This is a genomic window from Paenibacillus sp. FSL H7-0942 (assembly GCF_045040715.1).
In the GTDB taxonomy this organism is placed as follows: domain Bacteria; phylum Bacillota; class Bacilli; order Paenibacillales; family Paenibacillaceae; genus Paenibacillus; species Paenibacillus amylolyticus.
On the sequence record NZ_CP150279.1, the window covers coordinates 6,385,970 to 6,407,460 of the forward strand.

General features: G+C 49.7%; 17 protein-coding genes. 4 read left to right on the plus strand and 13 right to left on the minus strand.

The window, feature by feature from the left end; all coding sequences use genetic code 11:
* Positions 1 to 55: 55 nt before the first annotated feature.
* From MHI48_RS28015 to MHI48_RS28045, 7 genes are all read right to left on the minus strand, one after another.
* Complete coding sequence (locus MHI48_RS28015; RefSeq protein WP_221825454.1) at positions 56 to 937, minus strand: nitrilase-related carbon-nitrogen hydrolase; 882 nt, start codon at positions 935 to 937, stop codon at positions 56 to 58.
* Positions 938 to 941: 4 nt separating this feature from the next.
* Positions 942 to 2,231, minus strand: coding sequence for a M20 family metallo-hydrolase (locus MHI48_RS28020; RefSeq protein WP_405142361.1), 1,290 nt, complete (start codon positions 2,229 to 2,231; stop codon positions 942 to 944).
* Between the two features lie 98 nt (positions 2,232 to 2,329).
* Positions 2,330 to 3,703, minus strand: coding sequence for an aspartate aminotransferase family protein (locus MHI48_RS28025; RefSeq protein WP_405142363.1), 1,374 nt, complete (start codon positions 3,701 to 3,703; stop codon positions 2,330 to 2,332).
* Positions 3,704 to 3,721: 18 nt separating this feature from the next.
* Positions 3,722 to 4,786 carry an ABC transporter substrate-binding protein gene (locus MHI48_RS28030; RefSeq protein WP_405142365.1) on the minus strand — a complete coding sequence of 355 codons (1,065 nt, stop codon included), beginning with the start codon at positions 4,784 to 4,786 and terminating at the stop codon, positions 3,722 to 3,724.
* Positions 4,787 to 4,927: 141 nt separating this feature from the next.
* Positions 4,928 to 5,866: an ABC transporter permease gene (locus MHI48_RS28035; protein WP_405142367.1), complete on the minus strand. Its 939-nt coding sequence runs from the start codon at positions 5,864 to 5,866 to the stop codon at positions 4,928 to 4,930.
* Positions 5,863 to 6,621 (minus strand): ABC transporter permease, encoded by a 759-nt coding sequence (locus MHI48_RS28040; protein ID WP_405142369.1) that lies wholly within the window; start codon positions 6,619 to 6,621, stop codon positions 5,863 to 5,865. Before MHI48_RS28040 ends, MHI48_RS28035 begins: the two co-directional genes overlap by 4 nt.
* Before the next feature lie 34 nt (positions 6,622 to 6,655).
* A complete protein-coding gene (locus tag MHI48_RS28045; RefSeq protein ID WP_405142371.1) occupies positions 6,656 to 7,480 on the minus strand; it encodes an ABC transporter ATP-binding protein in 825 nt (274 codons plus the stop codon).
* Between the two features lie 364 nt (positions 7,481 to 7,844).
* Here MHI48_RS28045 and MHI48_RS28050 point away from each other — a divergent pair, with 364 nt between their 5' ends.
* The 3 genes from MHI48_RS28050 to MHI48_RS28060 all read left to right on the plus strand — a co-directional run bounded on the left by MHI48_RS28050 (position 7,845) and on the right by MHI48_RS28060 (position 12,404).
* The gene (locus tag MHI48_RS28050) at positions 7,845 to 10,070 is read left to right on the plus strand and encodes a methyl-accepting chemotaxis protein (RefSeq protein ID WP_405142373.1); all 2,226 of its coding nucleotides are present in this window, start codon (positions 7,845 to 7,847) and stop codon (positions 10,068 to 10,070) included.
* A gap of 119 nt (positions 10,071 to 10,189) precedes the next feature.
* A complete protein-coding gene (gene moaA / locus MHI48_RS28055) occupies positions 10,190 to 11,191 on the plus strand; it encodes a GTP 3',8-cyclase MoaA (protein ID WP_100528370.1) in 1,002 nt (333 codons plus the stop codon).
* Positions 11,192 to 11,567: 376 nt separating this feature from the next.
* A complete protein-coding gene (locus MHI48_RS28060; RefSeq protein WP_339180011.1) occupies positions 11,568 to 12,404 on the plus strand; it encodes a methyl-accepting chemotaxis protein in 837 nt (278 codons plus the stop codon).
* Positions 12,405 to 12,616: 212 nt separating this feature from the next.
* On the opposite strand, the gene MHI48_RS28065 is transcribed toward MHI48_RS28060, so the two are convergent.
* On the minus strand, positions 12,617 to 13,225 hold the full coding sequence (locus tag MHI48_RS28065; protein ID WP_405142376.1) for a LysE/ArgO family amino acid transporter: 609 nt from the start codon (positions 13,223 to 13,225) through the stop codon (positions 12,617 to 12,619).
* Positions 13,226 to 13,360: 135 nt separating this feature from the next.
* Here MHI48_RS28065 and MHI48_RS28070 point away from each other — a divergent pair, with 135 nt between their 5' ends.
* Positions 13,361 to 14,854, plus strand: coding sequence for a PLP-dependent aminotransferase family protein (locus MHI48_RS28070; RefSeq protein WP_405142378.1), 1,494 nt, complete (start codon positions 13,361 to 13,363; stop codon positions 14,852 to 14,854).
* 157 nt (positions 14,855 to 15,011) lie between these two features.
* Here MHI48_RS28070 and MHI48_RS28075 read toward each other — a convergent pair whose 3' ends face one another.
* The 5 genes from MHI48_RS28075 to MHI48_RS28095 form a co-directional block, all read right to left on the minus strand.
* The gene (locus MHI48_RS28075) at positions 15,012 to 15,839 is read right to left on the minus strand and encodes a carbohydrate ABC transporter permease (protein ID WP_047840740.1); all 828 of its coding nucleotides are present in this window, start codon (positions 15,837 to 15,839) and stop codon (positions 15,012 to 15,014) included.
* Positions 15,836 to 16,720 carry a carbohydrate ABC transporter permease gene (locus tag MHI48_RS28080; RefSeq protein WP_047840741.1) on the minus strand — a complete coding sequence of 295 codons (885 nt, stop codon included), beginning with the start codon at positions 16,718 to 16,720 and terminating at the stop codon, positions 15,836 to 15,838. The genes MHI48_RS28075 and MHI48_RS28080 overlap by 4 nt, the downstream gene beginning before the upstream one ends.
* 179 nt (positions 16,721 to 16,899) lie before the next feature.
* The gene (locus tag MHI48_RS28085) at positions 16,900 to 18,180 is read right to left on the minus strand and encodes an ABC transporter substrate-binding protein (RefSeq protein WP_405142380.1); all 1,281 of its coding nucleotides are present in this window, start codon (positions 18,178 to 18,180) and stop codon (positions 16,900 to 16,902) included.
* A gap of 147 nt (positions 18,181 to 18,327) precedes the next feature.
* Positions 18,328 to 19,437, minus strand: a complete 1,110-nt coding sequence (locus MHI48_RS28090) for a response regulator (RefSeq protein WP_405142382.1) — start codon at positions 19,435 to 19,437, stop codon at positions 18,328 to 18,330.
* Positions 19,434 to 21,224: a sensor histidine kinase gene (locus MHI48_RS28095; RefSeq protein ID WP_405142384.1), complete on the minus strand. Its 1,791-nt coding sequence runs from the start codon at positions 21,222 to 21,224 to the stop codon at positions 19,434 to 19,436. The genes MHI48_RS28090 and MHI48_RS28095 overlap by 4 nt, the downstream gene beginning before the upstream one ends.
* Positions 21,225 to 21,491: the final 267 nt, after the last annotated feature.

Below are 21,491 nucleotides of genomic sequence, written 5' to 3' on the forward strand. Positions count from 1 at the left end.
ATTACACATGCCACCCCGCTGACAGAATCACTTACCGATCACTCGTTGCTGCTTCCTACAGACTAACCAGATGTTCGTACGTTTCCGGCCTGCGATCGCGGTAGAACTGCCACACATTACGCACCTCACGAATCATCTCCGTATCCATCTCGCCAATGACGACCTCATCCTGATCCCGGCTGCCGATCGCTACCATTCTGCCTCGCGGGTCCACCAAGTACGACTGTCCATAAAATTCACCCATATTCCATGGTGCTTCCACGCCAACCCGGTTGATGGCCGCTACATAATAGCCGTTAGCTACCGCGTGAGCAGGCTGTTCCAGTTTCCACAGATATTCCGATGTACCCGCAACCGTAGCGGACGGATTGAAAACAATCTCTGCCCCCGCCAACCCGAGCAATCGTGCGCCTTCCGGAAAATGACGATCATAACAGATGTACACGCCGACTCTGGCGTAGGCCGTATCAAATACCGGAAACCCGAGGTTACCTGGTTTGAAATAATACTTTTCCCAGAAACCATTCGTGCCCTCACCTGCTTCCACATGCGGGATATGATGTTTGCGGTATTTGCCCAGATACGTACCATCCGCATCTATAACGGCTGCCGTATTGTAATACGAAGCAATGCCCTCCACCTCATACACAGGTAAAATAATCACCACCGCAAGCTCCTTTGCCAGCTCCTGAAAACGTCTGGTCGTTGGCCCTTCCGGCACCGGTTCAGCGGATGCATACCATTTGGGATTCTGCTCTGTGCAAAAGTACGGTCCATAGAATACTTCCTGCAACCCGATGATCTTGGCGCCTCTTGCAGCAGCTTCACGGACCAGAGTTATGTGTTTCTGAACCGCAGCTTCTTTGTGTACCTCAACGGGAGCCGAACCTTCAATTTCATGAGAAGCCTGGATTAATCCGATGCTGATTTTGCTCATAACGTCACAACGCCTCCTCAGGTAAAATGATTGGTTGGTTCACTCCACTACACATCCTCCGAATGGTGCGATATAACACTTCCGTGCCGAGTCCAATATCCTCCGGGGAGGAATATTCGCTGGGATGATGACTGATGCCGTCTTTGCTGCGGACAAAGATCATGCCATAATCACACACAAGCGAAAGGGCCAACGCATCATGGAACGGACCACTCATCAGTTCTGGCAAAGTAACCCCAATCTCTTCCGCGGATGAACGAATCACCGACTTGATTGGCTCTGCACAATACCGCGGCTCACTATTCGTATCCTCTGTCAGCGAGTAAGTTAGACCATATCGAAAACTCACGTCATCCAAAATGTTCATCAATCGGGCTTCAAGCCGGTTCCTGCGCTCCATCTCCATGTCTCGTAAATCAACGGTGAAGCTGACTTCCTCCGGAATGATGTTCCGGGAGTCTGGAAACACCCTTAGACTTCCCACCGTACCTACGGTTGGTGCTTCCGGGTCTTCTCTCACCATATCGTCAAAAGCCGCAATGACTTTGGCGCTGCCTACCAAAGCATCATGCCGCATTCCCATCGGAACGGAGCCGGTATGACCCGCCATGCCTTTCATCGTCACCGTAAGCCACAACGGGCCCGAGATGCCCGTCACCAGACCTACTGGTGCATTCATCGCTTCCAGCACCGGCCCCTGCTCAATGTGCAACTCCAGATAACTGCCTATGGAACCTGGCGGATAGATCGCCTCATCAAAATCCGAAGGAGAACAGCCGAAGGCTTCCAGCGCCTCCCGGCGGGTCACTCCATTTTTATCCCGCCGCTCCAGTTCGCCCTCTTCCAACTGACCGGTTATACCACGTGAGCCGAACAGGCCTTTGTTAAAACGGGAACCCTCTTCATCGCAAAAAGCAATCACCTCAATCGGCATAAGGGGCTGAATGCCATTTTCGATCAGGCATTGCACGGCTTCGAGTGCACCGAGCACACCAATCGCTCCATCATATCGACCGCCATACGGCTGAGAGTCGATGTGGGAACCAATCATGAGGATCGGCAGGGCCTGATCCGCCCCTTCCAGACGACCAATCAGATTGCCGAAGGGATCGAGCCGTGTCGTAAGACCGGCACTTTCCATCCAGTGACGAACCTGTATGATGCCATCCATATCTTCCGGGGTCAGGGCAAGTCGGCATACACCCGTCTCTGCGATTCGTCCAATGCGTGACAACTGCTCAATTCGCTCATTCAGCCGAAGCTGATTAATGAGTTTGCCTGTTGTGGTCTGCATCCTTCCTCGCCTCCTTGCGCTTATTTATCGCGTAATGATATGAAAATCTCCATCTCGCTTGCTAAACCGTAAACGCCTGTCGTACCTGTGTATGGCAACTAACCTGCGTCCAGGCTACGTAGCGCAACGAGCAAACTTCCAGCGATCAGATCCAACTCATCCTCGGTGGTAACAAACGGCGGAGAGATCGTCAAAATGTTTGCAAACCCCGGCACGGTATCGCCGTTCTTGCCAATCAGAATGCCGTCCCTTTTACAACTGGCGAGTACCTTCATTACTTTGTCCGCCTCCGCAGGAGATCCGTCTGCTTCAATCAATTCAATGCCACAGGCGAATCCGAATGAACGGATATCCCCCACAATGGACAGCTCCAGCAAAGGTTCCAGCTTCTCACGAAGCAGGTATCCCAGTTCCTCCGCACGGCTGACCAGATTCTCTCGTTCCAGAATTTCCAGATTCGCCAGTGCCACCCGGCAGGATACGGGATTTCCGCCAAAGGTATTCACATGGCGAAAATGGGCATCCGGTCCGGGCTCCCGGAACGTCTCATACAGATCGGCTCGTACAGCCGTTGCCGATAGCGGCGAATAGGCACTGGTCATGCCTTTTGCCATCGTCACAATATCTGGCTGTACGCCATAATTCTGATGACCAAACTTCTGCCCAGAGCGGCCAAAACCGCAGATGACCTCATCGACAATGAGCAGCACGCCATAGCGCTGACAGATCTCTTGCACGGTACGCATATAATCTGGCGGCGGGACAATCATGCCGCCCCCTGTGATCACCGGCTCCATAATGACTGCGGCAACCGTCTCAGGACCTTCCCAACGAATCACCTCTTCATAGATGGTTGCGCATTCGAGTCCGCATCCATCCTTGTTTCGTCCAAACGGACAGCGGTAACAATACGGTGGTGGAACATGAGAGAAACCTACGCCGAGCGGCTCGTATTTGATCTTACGGGCGGCTTGCCCGGTGGCGCCCAGCGCGCCCATGGAGTTACCGTGATACGCACGGTGACGGGAAATGAATTTGTGACGAGTAGGCTCACCATTCTGATGGTGGTACTGACGGGCTATTTTGAAAGCCACCTCATTCGCATCTGAACCTGAGTTGGAGAAAAATATTCGATACTCCCCCTCCAACCAGTCATTCAGCTTCTCCGCCAGCAAAATCGCCGGTTCGTGACTCTGCGTCATCGGTACATAAGCGAGTGCTTTCATCTGTTCGTAGGCACTTCTCGCAATCTCCTCACGGCCATGCCCCACATTCACACACCACAGTCCCGACATCGCATCCAGATAACGCGTACCATCCTGATCGGTGATCCAACTGCCCTCCCCACTTACTGCAATCATTGGATGATCGTTATGAGGCGAGATGTGATGCCATACGTATTTGCGATCCTTCTCCAGCCATTCTTCCTTCGTACCGCCAAGCGGCTGCGGCTGCTGATCCACAGAACTCATTCGTCATCCTCCTCACGCTTATTTCACAGCTTCTTCATAGATACTCTTCTCCAGCGCTTCATCCAGGTTGGCGGCTTTTTTGATCAAGCCATAGTTCAGTGCAATATCCGCAGTTCGGGTAAATGACTCATCCACAAAGCTGCCGACTTGCTGCTCCGTAAATCCTTCCGGGCGGATCAGCTTTGCGATCTCTTCCAGCATCGTGACCTGATGCTCACGAGTGGTACTGCCATCCGTCACATTGCTCATCACGATATCCACCGTCTCATCCTGTTGATCAATGGCGTAGTTCCAGCCTTTCAAAATGGCACGGGTCACTTTGACCGCAAGCTCACGGTTGTTGTCTACCCAATCCTTCTTGGCAATTAGCGTATCCTCCAACATGCCAACACCGGCATCTTCAATGTTGAACACATCCAGATCGGATTCTTTCGTTCCACTTTCCAGCACAACGTGGTATTCGTTATAGATCGTCGCCGTAGCTACATCCACCTGATCGTTGAAAAACTGATCCATTGTGAACCCTTGCTTCACCAGTTCAATATCTTTCTTCGGATCGAGTCCATTCTTCTCCATAAACGCGAGCACCTGAAACTGCTGACTGCCAAACCAGGTACTGACCTTTTTGCCTTTCATCTGAGCGGGATCGGTAATACCGAGGGACTTCTTGGCAATCAAGCGATAACTGCTCTTCTGTGAGATCTGGGCGAGCGAGACGAGCGGCAGACCGTTATCCCGGCTGACCAGTAAACTGTCCACTCCGGTGATCCCTACATCGGCCGCGCCATTGACCACCTGCTGCTCAATCACGATATCCGGCCCACCTGGAATAATCTCGGCATCAATGCCTTCATCTGCAAAAAAACCTTTCTCCTTCGCTGCATAAATCCCGGCAAATTGCGCCTGCGGCACCCATTTCAGTTGAATTTTCACTTTGGTTAAGGGTTGATCTGCTTCGCCCGCCCCTCCTGAACTCGCAGCAACAGGCTCAGCCGCCGGCTCGGACTTCGTAGAACATGCGCCCAACATCGTAACAACCAACAGGACCAATACCAGCAAACCCGGCTTCAACGTTTTGTACATGTACAGAACAACCCCCCTGTTTATATACGATTTATCAAGCATCAGTCCGTGTTCAAAAAGTCTGCTTTTCAGTACCGTGGACTTTTTGAACAACCTCTATCAGGTATTACGATCTATGGATGGTTGATACCCTGATGTATGTTAGTGATCTGTGCGTGCACGATTCCACGGAATGAGTCGTTTTTCTGCCAGGACAACCGCTTCATACAACACAATGCCGAGCGCGGCTGCGATGACAATGCAGGACCAAGCCAAAGGCATGTTCGCCAGTCGAATCTGATCCGAGAGCAAGTACCCGAGCCCCTGAGAGGCGATGAAAAATTCACCCACAATGGCCCCGATAATACTGGTCGACATGTTGATCTTCAGACCGGCGAATAGGGAAGGCAGCGCGTGAGGCAGTCTCAGTTTCCAAAAAAACTGCATCCTGCTCGCGGCAAGGCCACTCAGCAAATCACTGTACTGCGGCTGAATGGAAGTCAGGCCTTTGAACAGGCTGACGGCCATGGCGGCCATTGTAATCACCGTGACAACAGCAATACGCGACCAGATCCCGTCTCCGAACCAATTGTTCATAATCGGGGCAAGGGCCACAATCGGAACTGCGTTCAGTGCCGACAAAACCGTAACTGCCGCCCTGCCGCTTGTTGGAAAGAATGATGCACCTGCCGCTGCCAGAGCACCCAACAATGAACCGAGCAAAAAACCTCCCAGCATTTCGGTTCCGCTATACATCGCGTATCGAAAGAGCATATTGGCATTTTCCTGAATGGATGCCGCAATCGCGGAAGGCACAGGCAGTTGGTAGCTTTCCAGCGAGAATATCCAATGAAACAACCTGAGCTGCCAGAGGGTGAGAAACAACAAACCCGCACCCCAAGGAAGCATGCTCAGTACAATGGAGCGCCTGCGAACGCTGGTACCCAATCTGGCCTTTTCGGCTTGTCCCTGTTGTCCGTGAATTTCTGATCCTGGAGCAGATGTTATCTGTGAACCCGTGAGGGGCGTAGCCGCGCCAGTTACAGCAGCAATAGCCACACCTTCATCACGCTTCCGTTGCAAAACTCTACCTTCACTCATGTGGCATCGCCTCCTTTGGCCCTGAATTCAGGCTGCCAGGGTGTCAGCCAACGTTCAGCCAGACTGATGGCCAGATACGAGATCAGGCCAATGCCAATGCTAAGCATGATGGTGGCCCAGAACATGCCAACTTGGGCATGGCCGTAGTATAACGAACTGACCATCAGGACGCCGAGCCCGTCGGGGGCGCCCATCAATTCCACAACGATGGAGGAGGTCACCGCCAGCGGAGCGGCTATTTTCATACCAGAAAATAGTCCCGGAAGTGCTGAGGGCAGCAGACATTTGATATATCGTGCAGTCAGTGAAGCTCCATAGGAACGCATAAGCTCCAGATGCTCTGGTGCTGGACTTTTCAATCCTTTCAACGTATGGATGATGATCGGGAAGAAAGTGACATACGCAGCCATAACAATCCGCGCCCACTCCGCGTTGTGGATGATCCCGTACACAATTGGTGCGAGACCAATAACCGGAACCATCTGTGAGGAGACAACATATGGAGATAACGTGCGCTCTAGCCAGACAGCCCCGCTCATGAGTAGAGCCAGACCCAGACCAAGCAACGTTCCCCCTCCAAAACCAATGGCTGCATTGCCAAACGTGACAGCCCCCTGCTCTGCGAGCGTACTCGAGTAACGAAACAAGGCTGCAAGGACTTCGTGCAGATAAGGAAGGCGAGACGCCGCCTGCTGAGGTGACAGGAACAGTTGGAGCATCCAGGCGATTCCTTCCCATAGCACCAATATGGCCATAATCCAGATGACAACCCAGGATCGATATCCCGTTTTAAAGAACCGCAGGGACATGAGATTCATCACGCTCCTCGTAGAAGCAGTTGCGAATGGTTGCGATCATATGATAGAAGGCTTCCGTTTCTCTCAGTTCACTATGACGTTCGGAAGGCAGATTTACGGAATGAATGGAATGTACTTGCCCCGGATGTGCCGAGAGCACGATGATCCGGTCGGACAGAAATACGGCTTCGGGGATGCTGTGTGTGACAAAGAGGAAGGTCTTGCCTGTTGAGCGCTTGATCTCAAGCAGCTCCAATTGAAGTTTTTCTTTCGTGAATTCGTCCAAGGCAGAGAAGGGTTCATCCATGAGCAGCAATGGTGGATCAAGCGCAAGTGCACGTGCAATGGATACACGTTGCTGCATCCCGCCACTAAGCTGCCATGGATAATGGTCGGCGAAGCGAGTTAACCCTACCATTTCAAGCAGTTCACTGCTAATGCGGCGGCACTCCTTACGGCGGGTACCCAGCAGTTCCAAGGGCAATTCCACATTGTGTCGAACGGTGCGCCAATCGAACAAGGCGGGGGTCTGGAAGACAATGCCGAACTGCCGCTGTAGCCGAGCCCGCTCAGGCTCCTGGCCTGCAATGCGTACGGTGCCTGAGGTAGGTTGAAGTAAATCACCCACCAGCCGGAGCAAGGTCGACTTGCCACAGCCGGAAGGGCCCAGCAGAGAGACAAACTCATTAGACTGGATCTGGAATGTAACATCCGATAAGGCAGTGACTTGTTGTGTACCTGTTCCAAAAACAACGGACACATGATCTACATCAATATGGCAGGCTTCGGGGACTGTGGCTGAGGGTGCGGAGGACATGGGCATTCTCCTTTGTGGGAAGTTATTTTCATTACACACCAAGGCTGAATGGGAGGTTTATATACACAAACGTAACAGGTTTTGCTTGTTAGATAATACTATATCGCTTTGGGCGGGGATTACATTATACAGTGTGTTTTGAGTATGGGCCTGTTCATGTTACACAATGTAAAATGAGACGGATTCTCATATACATACATGTGAGTTTTCTTCGTAGATAGCTAACATACATTTCACCTAACAACAAGCGCACGATCATTTGTATTTATTGATTAAATATTCGGAAAATATGACATATCCCCTCGTATTCTTGCTCGTTTTCTTGTATAAAGATTGAATAGAGAATCCAGAAATCGGGGTGGTCATGATGTTTGATTGGCTGGGATGGAGAAAAGGATTGCCGCTGTGGCGATCGTATCGGTTGAACGCACATATGAAGGAAGATGTGGAACAGATTTTTGAGGGAATTGCCGAAACGAGACGGCAGCTTATGATGGACTGGGCAGATGAACAATGGAATCACCTGGATCGTTTGCTTCAACAGATACAGTCGGTCCGATTACAAGATGTATTACAAGGTTCACAGCAACGAAGTAAACTAGATACATGGTTTCAATCCAGTTATATTCGAGCCGTAGACAGTACGGAGCTATTTATGCTGAACGAACAGAATCAGGTGGTATTCTCTACATATAAGAAACATATTGGACAGATCTATGAAGATTACGAAGCTTTAATTGGACCAGGATTGAAATACTCCAGAGCAGATCGTCATGGCAAAAAATGCTTGTATGGTCCATATTCTGATCCACTGACGTTGGATATTGGTCCCCGCTCGTCCGCTTTTCACGATGATGTCACCTTGCTGTTTATCTCCCCAATCCTGCAGGAAGGTCGATATGTCGGTTCATTATGCAGCCGTGTTCCCGGGGATGTACTTGGTGACCTGATCCAACGAGAATCAGGTCATATCTATCCCGATTCCGGTGACAATTACCTCTTTATGGCTGAGTCGATATTACGGCCCCATCTGCAACCAGGCACCGCCTTGTCCCGAAGCCGCTTCGAGGATCGTACTTTTACACATGGGGAAAATCTCAAAGATGGTCTCACCACCGAATGGGGTATCGTTTCCGTTAAGGAGCATACCGAACTGGAACTCATGTTCACTGATCCATCGACCGGAGAACTACACCCCGGAGTAGCAAACACCATTCAGAATGGTTCCAATCTGTTTGTAGCTTTTCCCGGCTACTCGGATTATCGCCATATTTCTGTGATTGGCAAAGGCATCACCTTCCAGCTGCCACACTGTCCTGATCGCTGGGGCATGATGTGTGAAGGAGATCTGGAGGAAGTGTATCGGATACGAAGCATCGGCTGGCGCCAGTTCAAGCAGCACAGTCTCTTCACGCTTTTGTCAGGCGTTGCAGGAGCCGCCCTTGTCTATGCCTTCACTGGTAGTGGTTGGAGCGCGGTAGCAATGGCCGCTTTTAACGTGTTATTTGGATTCTTCACTGCACTACAGCTGCATCGTAGCCAATATCAACGAGTTCATGAAGACTTGCGTCGCATCAGCCGATTTATTCGAATTAACGCCGAAGGCAGGGGTGATCTGACCCAGCGCCTGGACACGTCTGCTTTTGCCCAAGATGAATCAGGTGAACTGGCGAAGTGGATGAACAACATGATTGATTCTCTGGAAGGCATTATGCTGAAGGTACAACTTGCCACGGTAGACGTTATCGATAATCAGTATCAGATGCGAACTTCAACAGAGACAACCCAAGGTACGACTGAGCGTGTGAACTACAAGCTTGGTTCGATGATTCAGGCCATTCGCACCCAACTGGAAGATCTCGACCAGGCCAAGATCGCTGCTGATCACATGCGCATAACGCTACAACAACTGGAGACCTCTGCTACCGAACAGATCAGCGTGGCCCAGCAGGAAGTGGAACGAATCGGCGACAAAATGACCCAAATCTCAGGAGCGGTATCCGATACCAACCGTACCATCCTGTCCTTCATGGATACCATGAAAGAGATTTACCGTGCTCTGGCTGTTATTGATGAAATTTCAGCTCAGACGAACCTGCTGGCTCTGAATGCTACTATTGAAGCCGCTCGCGTGGGCGAACATGGCCAAGGGTTCTCGGTCGTGGCAGGGGAAATTCGCAAGCTGGCCGAGTTATCCCGCTCTTCCACTGAAAATATTCATCAGATTCTGGACCGAATCTCAACGGCAGCAGGAGCTGCATCCCAATTAATCACAGAGGGAGATCAGGTGCTGGCTGAAGGAACAACACTGGTTCAGGCTGCTTCACAACTTCTGCAAAATGCTACCGCCGAAGAACCTGAGCGCACACAAGTCGTGGATCAAGTGGTCATGCTGATGGAGAATATTGCTGCAATCAGCCATCAAAATCGGGCGACTTCTGCTGAGGTAGAAGCAGAGATGATGGAGCTGATCCGTGATATGTTGCAGGTTCAGCATTCTTCGCATAACGTGGAAGCCATTACGGTTTTCCTGCAACAACTCGTGGGACAATTCCATCTGAATCACCCCGCCAAAAATGCTGTCATCTGACGTCATCGTTGACGCGGATTGGAGAAATAGCTAAAATTTGATGCAACTGTTCCTTTTGAAATTGTCGTATCATTTATAATAGAAGATTTCCAATCTGAACCGATGAAAGGGTGGTCTGCATGGAACTGCTTCAGGATTCATTTGGCCGGATACATGACTACATCCGTATTTCTGTTACGGACCGCTGTAATTTACGCTGTGTGTATTGCATGCCCGCAGAGGGTATGGAGTTTGCTCCACATGATGAGATTATGAGCTACGAAGAAATAGCACAGGTGCTGAAGGTACTTGCCCCGATGGGCATGCGCAAAGTCCGACTCACCGGGGGCGAACCGTTGGTACGCAAGGATCTGCATAAGCTCGTCAGCATGATCTCGGCAATTGACGGGATTGACGATATTGCCCTGACTACCAACGCTCTTCTGCTGGATAAACAAGCCCAGGCGTTGAAAGATGCTGGGTTGAACCGGATTAACATCAGTCTGGATTCCCTGCGCGCTGATCGCTTCTCCATGATTACCCGCGGCGGAGATGTGAACAAGGTGCTGAAAGGCATTGAAGCTGCAACTGCCGCTGGCCTTGCTCCAATCAAGCTGAATGTTGTGCTGATGAAGGGTATCAACGATGATGAGATCAAGGATTTTATTGCTATGACGATTGATCAACCTCTTCATGTGCGTTTTATTGAATATATGCCGATTGGACAGGCTTCGGATTCATGGCGCAAATCTTATTTGCCGCTGGAAGCCGTGACAGATGTATGTGCTGAAGCAGGCTGGACGGTAGAGAATACAACAGGCCCTGCGGGCAATGGCCCATCACGCAATATGAAAATTGCGGGCTCCGAAGGCACATTTGGATTGATTCATCCCGTGAGCGATCATTTCTGTGACAATTGCAACCGACTTCGGTTGACCGCTGATGGACATATCAAAGCTTGCCTCTACTGGTCAGATGAGTATAATGTTCGCCGCTTCGTGGATGATCCGAATGCCATGGCGGCACTTTTCCTCAAAGCGCTGGGTACGAAACCAAAGAATCATGAGATGGCTCTGGCTTTGGAACAAAAAATGCAATCTCACACGCCGACGGTACGGCGCATGTCCCAGATTGGCGGATAGCAACAGTACGCAATATAACTCAACCGCGTATTCCTGCATATGGATATATATCTTTACCGTCAGGATGACCTCTTCACACAACGGATGAGGTAACGCTGGCGCGGTGACCCCTTACGTAAATCAGCTTTCATAACGTGAAGTGGAGCGTGTCATAAGGCATAGGTGGATAGCCAAAGCAGACAAGAACATGATGTTCTTGTCTGCTTTTTCGTTATATTTTCATAAATTCCTGAAAATTATCAATTCTCCTGTTTCATTTGTTGAAAATTTAATTAATATACGTTATGCCCTTATCAGGCCTTCAAGATCAACCTCATTCTGACGATGTATACAATACATCTAGATGATACACATACATTATAGGAGCTGAACCTTATTGAACATCGTTGAAGCACTCGTTGCAGCAAGTCCATATTTTAAAATTATGCTGAAAGAACACGATATCATGATTGCAGTAACCGACACGGAGAAGTTCTGGTATTATGTTCCCAGCAACGAACTCGATCTGGGCATCAAGGCAGGAGACCCCGTTTCCCTCGATGACCCTACACTCCGCCGGGCACTTATACATGGGGAAACTTCAGCGAACCGTATTGATGCAAAATTCTATGGTACATCCATCAACTCGGCGGCCACCCCACTTCGAGATGAACAAGGAAATATCGTGGGCACACTTGCCATTGGTTTCTCTCTTCAGAACGAGGAAAAACTGGAGTACTTCACTGAATTGATCGGCGGTATCAGCGGAAAATTAACAGATATGGTGCAGACGGTAGCCGCCCAATCCGAGCAATTGACGGCATCTTCCACGCAGATTATGGATAATACCCGCATGGCTGTGCAGAACTCAGGCGAAGTGAACAAAGTCGCCGCATTCATCCGTGAAATCTCAGAACAGACCAATCTGCTCGGCCTGAATGCAGCCATCGAAGCGGCCCGAGCAGGTGAAGCAGGCGCAGGATTCAGCGTCGTTGCATCTGAAGTGCGTAAACTTTCTACAGGTACCAAAGAAGCTACGGTGAATATCGAACGTTCCTTGAAAGATGTTCAGCATTCCATTCAGCAGATGGAGCAGGAGATCACATCCATCTCACAGTCTAGCAACCAACAAGCGGTGCTGGTAACCGAGTTCAGCGAGGTCATTGATCAGTTGAACAGTGTAAGCCGTGATCTGAAAGTGTTTATTGAATCCATGTTGCTGAAGGCGGAATAGATCCGATTACGATTACCCTAATTCAAATGACCAACCATATATAAGAGACACAACACCAAAGCGTTATCGAGCACTACAGTTCCAACTCAATAACTTGATCACCAGGCATGCTGATAATCACATTCAGCATCCACATTGAACTCCCTGCGCGATAGACGTCACGGGGAGTTTTTTTATTTTAAATAAAATGAGCCCGCTACATCACGGTCCTTCTATGCATAGATGAGCTTCCACAGCATCATAACCGCCAAACCAACCATGACCACAGCGGACAACCGATTAAACACCAGACTGATGCGTCCAGTTCGATCCGTTCTGCCAATCACCCTGCCTGCGCCTGCAAGTCCCAAGAACCATATCCACGATACAGCCGCGGCTGTTAGGGCAAAATAAATGCGCTCCACCCCTTCATACTGAAGTGAACTGGTGCCAATCACGGCAACCGTGTCCAGCAGAGCATGGGGATTGAGTAAAGATACGGATGCGGCGAACGCAATCTGTCTCCCTGCTGACATTACCGTCTGCGAACCTTCCACAGATTCGGACGACCTCCAAATACTCCATGCCATATATAGCAGAAACAAGCTTCCTACTGCATACATCACATTCGCTAGCAATGGCCATTGCAACAAAATGAGCGACACCCCTCCAACGGCTGCCCCGATCAACAACGTATCACTGACCCCTGCCGTTATTACAGCAGGCAGGGCATGTATATAACGCCTCTGGCTCATGCCTTGGTTAAAAATAAATACATTCTGCACACCCAGTGGCAAGATCAGGCCAAACGCCAGAACCACTGCGTGAATAACAACCTCCATCGCGCTTCCCCCTTATCTCTGTATTCCATAGTAGGGCAGATGATGGCTGACGTAACCAACCACTTGGATGGCATCAGACCCAACCAAATGATATATTGTTTGTTACAAAGAAAACCGGAGGTGATTCTGCCAGTTATGGAACGTTCTGATTCTCGGCTAAGCATGGGGTGGAAGCCGAACCCTTCTCTCGACTTGCCCTTATATCGCCAGATTGAAGCCTATATCCGGCAGAAAATCACAACGGGCGAATGGTCCGCAGGATATCGTCTCCCCTCACAGCGATTATGGGCTAAGTCCATGGGCGTAAACCGCAGTACATTGGTCACCGCCCTGGATAATCTGGCCGCCGCGGGTCTACTTGAAGGCAGACATGGCGGGGGAACCTATATTTCCGGCTCCGGTTGGCATGGTATGGCTCACGAAGCGATGCCCAACTGGAATGAAGCCATTGAGGAGGGCTGGTATTATCCCAACCTGCCCGAGATCCAGCAGATTAATCAGGCTGAATTTCGGCCCGGCATCATACGTCTTGGCACAGGGGAGCTTGCCCCGGAGCTGATGCCTCAGGATGCTTTCAACGACATTCTGTACTCCCTGTCCCATCGTTCTCGTACACTCAACTATCTGGAACCTCAAGGAAGCTTGGAGCTTCGCGAGGCTTTATCCGTCCATTTGCAGACTACCGGCATTCAGGCCTCTCCAGATTCCATACTAATCGTATCCGGCTCTCTTCAGGCACTGCATTTGATTTCGGTCGGACTGCTCCCTCGCGGATCAGCGGTTCTGCTGGAAAAACCGTCGTATCTCTATTCGATTCACGCCTTTCAGTCAGCAGGGTTGAAAATGAGTGGTATCCCGATGGATAACGAAGGCGTACACATTGCACGTCTGGAGGACGCGGCGCAGCATGTCAAAGATCAAGATCACATCTCGCTTCTCTATACGATCCCGAGCTTTCACAATCCCACCGGCTCTGTGATGAGTGATCACCGTCGGGAAGAGCTGATGACCACCGCTCGAACACTAGGCATCTCCATACTGGAGGATGCCGCCTATAGTGATCTGTGGCTGGATACACCTCCTCCGTCATCGCTGAAGGCGCGTGACCAGGAAGGACGGGTGCTGCATATGGGTACCCTGTCAAAGGCAGTCAGTCCTGGACTGCGCCTCGGATGGCTGGTTGGGCCAGAGCCGGTCATTCGTCGTCTCGCAGATATCAAGATGCAGACCGATTATGGTACCAGTTCACTCGCCCAAGAAGCTGCTGCCCTGTGGTTCGCAGAAGGACATCACGCTGGACATATGGAACGCCTTCGTCCTGAACTTCGCAAACGCAGAGACTTCATGCTGGAGCTGCTTCAACGTCACTTCCATGGGATTGCGGAGTGGAAGATACCCGCTGGCGGGTTTTACATCTGGTTGCAATTCACTGTCTCCCCTCTTTCTATCCGCCAATTGTTCCATACCTGTCTGGAGCAAAATGTACTTATCCACCCGGGCTATCTGTATGACCGGTTAGATGCGAGTCACATTCGGCTCTCATACGCGTATGCTTCACCTGATGAGATGGAACATGGGTTAAAATGCCTCGCAGAAGCTGTCCACAGGCTCATGGATTCTGGCTCCTGACTTCGAATGTTGGTTCCTGATTTCACAACCAAAAAACAGCCTTGACCTGAAAGGACCATGTCCTTCAGATCAAGGCTGTTAGTGTAAGTTTTGTAAGATTGGTCGAATACCAAAAACGAGCAGATACCAGCTTCGCTGCGAGATTGCCTCGAATGTTTTACCCTTTTACCGCACCCTCCGCAATACCCTCCATGATGAACTTCTGGAAGAACGCATAGATCAGGATAACCGGAATCGCAGTCAGTACCAGGGAGGACAGAATCAACGGCCATTCCTTGTTATATTCACCAAACAGCATGTTCGTGGACAGTATCAGCGTATAACGATTCACATCGGTCAGCATGAGCAGTGGCAACAAGAAGTCATTCCAGATCCACAGGAAGTCCAGAATCGCGATGGTGACTGTGATCGGCAGCAAGAGTGGGAAGATAATCTGGAAGAATGTCTGGAACTCATTACATCCGTCCATCTGAGCTGATTCTTCCAATTCACGCGGAATGGACTTCACAAACCCGTGATAGAGGAATATTGCCATGTTCACGCCAAGTCCGATATAGATCAGGGCCAATCCGTACGTGCTTCCTTGCACCCCCATGCCTTTGGCTACCCGTGTCAGCGGAATCATGATCGAGTGGAACGGTACCAGCATGGATGCAACAAACAGGAAGAAGATCAGGTTGCTCAAACGTCCGGAGGTACGTGACAGCTTGTATCCCGCAAGTGAGGCACAGAAGACGATTCCCCCAATCCCCAGAAAGGATACAATTGCCGAGTTCATGGAACTGCCCAACAGATTGATTTTGTTAAACGCGTCCGAATAATTCTCCCAGTGCAACGTTGTTGGCAGCGCGAGAAAAGATTGGAACATCTCACCCTGTGTTTTGAAAGAGTTCACAACCGCCATGTAGATCGGCAGCATGGCGACGAGAGAACCCAGAATCAGCAGCAGTCGAATCAGATAACTGTTCAGTCGTTGCATCCTCATGCCTCCACCTCTTTCTTCTTCATGACGGTGATCTGGATGAGTGTAAAGATGAGTACGATGATGAACAGCACAACCGATTTGGCACTCGCATAGCCGTATCTGAAGTTGTTGGAGAATGCTTCTTCATAGATGTTCATCGTGATCACCTGCGTGGCCCGACCCGGTCCGCCACCAGTCAGTCCATACACCACTTCGAACACTTTGAATGCTCCGTTCAGCGTCAGGAAGAAACAGATGGTCACGGCATGAGTAATCATTGGCAACACCACATTGCGCAGTACCTGGAATGCGTTGGCCCCATCAATAACAGCCGCTTCTTTGAGACTTTTCGGCACACCCTGGAGAGCAGCCAGATAGATGATCATCATATACCCTACACCGTTCCAGAGCGATACGATCAGAATGGAGTAAAATGAAAACTTCGGATCACCCAGCCATTGCTGGTCGAGGAACGAAAAAGCCAGTTTCTCTGCGAGCTGTGGCAGCACCTGAGAGAAGATGAAGGTCCACATGAAAGCACTGATGATTGTACTGATCATGTTAGGCATGAAGAACAGCGTCCGGAAAAGCCCTTTGCTGCGCGTTCGTGACTCAATCAACACAGCGAGCAGCAAGGCAATTCCATTTTGCAGAATCAGCATAAATATTACATATTTCATCGTGAACCACAGAGAGTTCAGAAAGTCAGGATCTTCTTTGAACAATTCCACAAAATTGCCCAGACCGATAAAGCTGTAATCCTGATTAAGTCCGTTCCAATCCGTCAGACTATAGAACATGCCACTAAACGTGGGATACAGCAGGAAAATCGCATAGATGACAAAGGCAGGCGCAGTGAACGCGAGCAGTGACAGATACTTCTTGAACACATTCGTAGCCATTGGTTCTCCCCCTTTTCACTCGAAGCGGATGATTGTAAACGAGGGAACAAAGAACGTTCTGCCTGCCGTATCATCTGCTTGGAGACTGTGACGAAACAAAGTACCGCTCATTTGTTGACAAAACTCTCAGACCGTTGAGATTTGCCAACAAAAGCGGATACTCCATTCCTCGCAACTCCTTACTTGTTGACTTTGTTGTAGGATTTCCACGCCTTGTCGAGCGCATCGATAACCTGCTGTTGATTTAATTGCCCAGAGTAGTAGCCTTGCAACGCTTTGCCTGACTCGTCTTTCACCGCTTGAGGGAGGGATGGGTCCTCATAAGCTTTACCTTCACTCACATATTTCTGGGCATCGTCTACCCACGGGAAGCTCTTAAAGTCATGGATCTTGGCAATCGGATTGAATTTGAGCGCTTCGAAGAATGCACTTGAATCCTTGTCATCGAGAATGTAGTTCACGAAATCGAGTGCCACTTCTTTGTTTTTGCTAGATGACGATACTGCCAGTGAAGTGGAGGTGCTCAGATTGATTTTGGTATCATTCGGGTTGTCATTGATCGGCATTGGTGCTACACCAAAGTTCAAGTCCGGGTTGGACTTCAGAATGGTTTCGGCAAACCATGGTCCCTGAATCCACATCGCGGCGCTTCCTGATGCGAAGGCTGCTGAACCATCATCTCCGCCCACTTCCAGCGCTTTGTCCGTTCCATTGGCATTGACGAGATCAAAGATATCAAACAATGCTTTCATATCGGAGAAGGAGCCCTGATCCTGATTCATCTTCTCCACGAAATCTTTGTGCTCAGATTGAGTTAATGCACCCACAGTAAGTGGCAGGAATAATTGCGGAATCCAGGCTTCTTTGTAGGACAGTTCAAACGGTGTAATGTTGGCTGCTTTGAGTTTCTCCACGACCGCTTTCATTTCTGTTAACGTCGTTGGCACTTCCAGCCCTTGCTCTTCAAAAATATCTTTATTGTACAGATAGCCCCATGATACTGTTTCCAATGGAACGGCTACGACTTTGCCCTCCGCATCCGTTATGGAGGGTTTAACCGAATCCAGCAGCTTATCGACAAAAGGTTGGCCCGACAGGTCTTCCAGATATCCAGCTTTGCTGAACGGTGGAATCTCATTGACCGCATGCAAGGCGAACACATCCGGTGCATCATTGGAGGCGAGTCGTGTCTTCAGAATCTGAGGTGCATTATCCGCAGGCGGCATCTCCAGTTGCACGTTCACTTCAATGTTTTTCTCTGCTTTCTCCTTAGCTTTGAACTGTTCTATATATTTGTCGTAGTGTTCTTTCAGCCGAGGTTGTGCAACGAATACTTTGAGTGATACCGTGCTGCCTGATGCCGATTCCTCCTGCCCATTGTCCGTTCCTGCATTGGAACCGCAACCTGCGAGCAGAACACTGACCAGTACCGCACTTGCTACGCTTTTCCATACTTTCATCTCTTATGACCTCCCGGTGTGTAACTGGTTTGTCTTTCATAGGCTCATTATATATCAGAAAATGAAAGCGCTTCATTGGACAAAATTAGACTTGTGTATTGGATTATTTTAAACCTTAATCCTGCCGCAAATGCTCTCTCAAACGTCTCATTCCGTACTACTGCCTGATTTACCTGATATACGAGCCTGTCCCTTCCGCATCTCCCCTGGAGATATTCCGAAATGCTTCTTAAACACTCGATAGAAGTAGGACACATCCTCATAACCCGCCATCTCGGCAATATGCTTGAACGGAATCTGTTCATCCATCACCCATTCTTTCGCTCTCGTCATACGTAATTGGACAACATAGTCGGTCACATTCACCTCATACTCTTTCTTGAATACCTTGCTGAGATATTCCTTGCTAACAAAAAAGATCTGGGCGAGCTGCTCCAGCGTAATCATCTCCATACAGTGTTGCTCAATGTATTGTTTCACCTCGTCCAGGTTCAGCTTATTCTTGAACTTACGCTGCGCAATCAGCTGCTCCAAAGCCTGATAGTACGGAGTCGAAATCCATGTGATCGTGGATTCGATGGAAGCCAGCGCAGCCGCAGGAGGTAGCGCCGTTGCTTCGGGCCGCTCGTACAAGCCATTGGAGACGCACAGTTCGTCCAGCAAAGCCTGTAATTCATGAGCCACCCTTCCAAGCTGCCGAGGTCTGTTAATCTCGCATCGTTCCAGCTTCTGCTGTAATTGCTGGAACCACTCCCGCAGACTCTGAACGTTCAGGTCATTAAACCGCAGGCGGGCCTGTTGCTGAAACAGGGAGAACTCACCTGCGAACGAAGATGGGTACGATTCCCACGATTCAGGTGCTGATTCAACCTTTTCCAACTCCTTTGCACATTTAGCAAGTACACCATTCAGTTCATCCGGATTCACCGGTTTGAGCAGATAATCTGCAGCCCGATGCCGGATCGCATGTTTTGCATAATTGAAGTCATCAAATCCGCTCACCACGATCACCTTGATCTGTGGGTATTGTCCGCTAAGCGTCTGCAACAGCTCCACACCGTCTGTGCCGGGCATGCGCATGTCCGTAATGATAATGTGAGGCTGATGCTGCTTGACCAGTTGAATGGCCTGCTCACCATCCTCTGCCTCACCTGCAACGGTCATGCCGAGTTCATTCCAATCTCCCAGGTTGCGCAAAATATCCCGGTTCCACGGTTCATCGTCCACTAGCAGCACTCTGTACAGTTCTTTGTTCACAAGGCTTCGCCTCCTGTATTGCAGGGGATTCGTACCGTAACGCTCGTCCCCTGTCCGTATTCACTTTCCATGCTCATCCCATATTCAGGTCCAAAATGCATTATAATTCGTGAGGCAGCATTGACCAGTCCAATACTTGTACCTGAACTCCACACCCGATCTGCCTGCAAGGTAAGCCGCTCCAGTCTGGATTGCATCTCCGTTAGTTTCTCAGCATCCATACCCACGCCGTTATCACGAATTCGAATGGTTACATCTGTAGGTTCACAGACGACTTCAATGCCCAGCTTCCACTCGCCCGGTTTCTTCTCCAATGCATGTAAAAATGCGTTCTCCACAATGGGTTGCAAAGACAACTTGGGAATATAACATGCCCGAAGTTCCCCGGTAATCTCCAGGGTATATTCAAGCCTGCCGGCAAAACGTTGCTTCTGAATCAGCATATAATGCTCCAACTGATCGAGTTCAGACTGTAGAGGGACAAGTCCATCCGGCGCGCGCACAATATAACGAAACATCTCGCTTAAGGCTCGAATGACTTTGTAACTGTCTGCCGGTTTTTGCGAGTAGACCATGCCGCCAATCATCTGCAACGTATTTTGCAGGAAATGCGGATGGATCTGGGATTGCAGTGCTTTGAGCTCGGCCGTCTGCTTCTCAAGATTCATTAGGTAGTTGTCGCGAATATGTTCCCGAATACGACTAGCCATGCCGTGCAGATTTTTCTCCAGCAGACCAATCTCATCTACCCGGCCGCTTCGTACCACTTCCCTGTCCTTGATCAGCTGAATACCCTTCATGGAATTTGCCAGTCTGACAATGGGCTTTGATGTACGCCAGGCCACGAGCGCAGCCAGTCCCACAGATATGACGGTTGCCAGGCCACCCACAACCAGTCCGTATTTCATCGTGTCCAAAGCACTTTCGTTAACGACATGGGCAGGTACAATCTTGATCACACGCAATCCTGACGGCTCGATGGAGTGAAAGAATACATATTCTTTGGCTGTCCGTATGAAGCCCGAACTTTCTTTCGTGCTTGCCAATTTCTCCATTGCTTCCGCAGACGGCTGAATCTCTTGGTTTGGTTGATAGACCGGACTACCCGCGCTATCAGCAATGTATACCGCATAGTCTCCCCGGCTATCCAGCAGCTCCAGGGTCTGGTTGAACTCAGCCCACTTGACCTCCAGACTGATGGCCCCGATCTGTGCCTGATCCTCGAAGCGGTTCATACTACGGGTCATGTGAAACTTTTGCGGATCGTCCGGATCATTGATAATCGTAAAATCTTTATGTTGTGCAAAAAGCTCATGATATCCTTCCGGTATTTCCGATACCGCTTTGATGCGAGAATCCATCGAGTTGAAGGTGAACAAGGTGTCCAATTCCTTCAGGTACAGTTCAACGCCAAATACATAATTGCCAGCAGAATAGTATACACTGTTCAGCATATTGAACATGGCCTTCTGTTCATCGAATCGACTGGCCGCCGGCGCTTCCTCGTTCAACGCCAGATATTGATGCAATTCGTCACTGATCTGAATCGAATAGATAATGTTGTTCATGCGCGCGAACTGTTCACCCAGATAGATGGAGGCCCAGTTCATATTGGCTCGGTTGGTCTCCATAATCTCCTCTTCCATGGAAGAGCGGGTATTCTCAGCAGCCATAGCGGTCATGGCAATGACGGGCAGAACGGCCAGCAGCGTCATGGTAAGAATCAATTTATTGCGAATGCTACGTTTGAAAGGATCTATCAGCTTCCGATAACATTCGGTAAACACAGCGCATCCACTCCTGAGCTAAAATAGACAAACGCCCCAGCATGGAAGCTGAGGGCGCTTTGGTCTTTATATTCGTTTGGAAATGTTAAAATATCACGTTATACAATAGAATGAATGGTTACACGAGATCACTACGAGGTCAGAACAACCTTCTGATCGCTGTTATCCCCGGATTTTTTTGATTCCCTTTTCTAAGGGGAAAATCCGTTGATAAAGGCGAGGTATATGCTTCCGATGCAGCTTTCTTTCAGAAAGCTTTTAGCTCCG

Bases quoted from the DNA above. Each gene is read 5' to 3' on its own strand.
- MHI48_RS28045 (WP_405142371.1), bottom strand. From the start codon at position 7,480: ATGTCCTCCGCACCCTCAGCCACAGTCCCCGAAGCCTGCCATATTGAT.
- MHI48_RS28015 (WP_221825454.1), bottom strand. From the start codon at position 937: ATGAGCAAAATCAGCATCGGATTAATCCAGGCTTCTCATGAAATTGAA.
- MHI48_RS28075 (WP_047840740.1), bottom strand. From the start codon at position 15,839: ATGAGGATGCAACGACTGAACAGTTATCTGATTCGACTGCTGCTGATT.
- MHI48_RS28080 (WP_047840741.1), bottom strand. From the start codon at position 16,720: ATGGCTACGAATGTGTTCAAGAAGTATCTGTCACTGCTCGCGTTCACT.
- MHI48_RS28085 (WP_405142380.1), bottom strand. From the start codon at position 18,180: ATGAAAGTATGGAAAAGCGTAGCAAGTGCGGTACTGGTCAGTGTTCTG.
- MHI48_RS28025 (WP_405142363.1), bottom strand. From the start codon at position 3,703: ATGAGTTCTGTGGATCAGCAGCCGCAGCCGCTTGGCGGTACGAAGGAA.
- MHI48_RS28020 (WP_405142361.1), bottom strand. From the start codon at position 2,231: ATGCAGACCACAACAGGCAAACTCATTAATCAGCTTCGGCTGAATGAG.
- MHI48_RS28030 (WP_405142365.1), bottom strand. From the start codon at position 4,786: ATGTACAAAACGTTGAAGCCGGGTTTGCTGGTATTGGTCCTGTTGGTT.
- MHI48_RS28050 (WP_405142373.1), top strand. From the start codon at position 7,845: ATGATGTTTGATTGGCTGGGATGGAGAAAAGGATTGCCGCTGTGGCGA.
- moaA (WP_100528370.1), top strand. From the start codon at position 10,190: ATGGAACTGCTTCAGGATTCATTTGGCCGGATACATGACTACATCCGT.
- MHI48_RS28035 (WP_405142367.1), bottom strand. From the start codon at position 5,866: ATGAGTGAAGGTAGAGTTTTGCAACGGAAGCGTGATGAAGGTGTGGCT.
- MHI48_RS28040 (WP_405142369.1), bottom strand. From the start codon at position 6,621: ATGGCCATATTGGTGCTATGGGAAGGAATCGCCTGGATGCTCCAACTG.
- MHI48_RS28065 (WP_405142376.1), bottom strand. From the start codon at position 13,225: ATGGAGGTTGTTATTCACGCAGTGGTTCTGGCGTTTGGCCTGATCTTG.
- MHI48_RS28070 (WP_405142378.1), top strand. From the start codon at position 13,361: ATGGAACGTTCTGATTCTCGGCTAAGCATGGGGTGGAAGCCGAACCCT.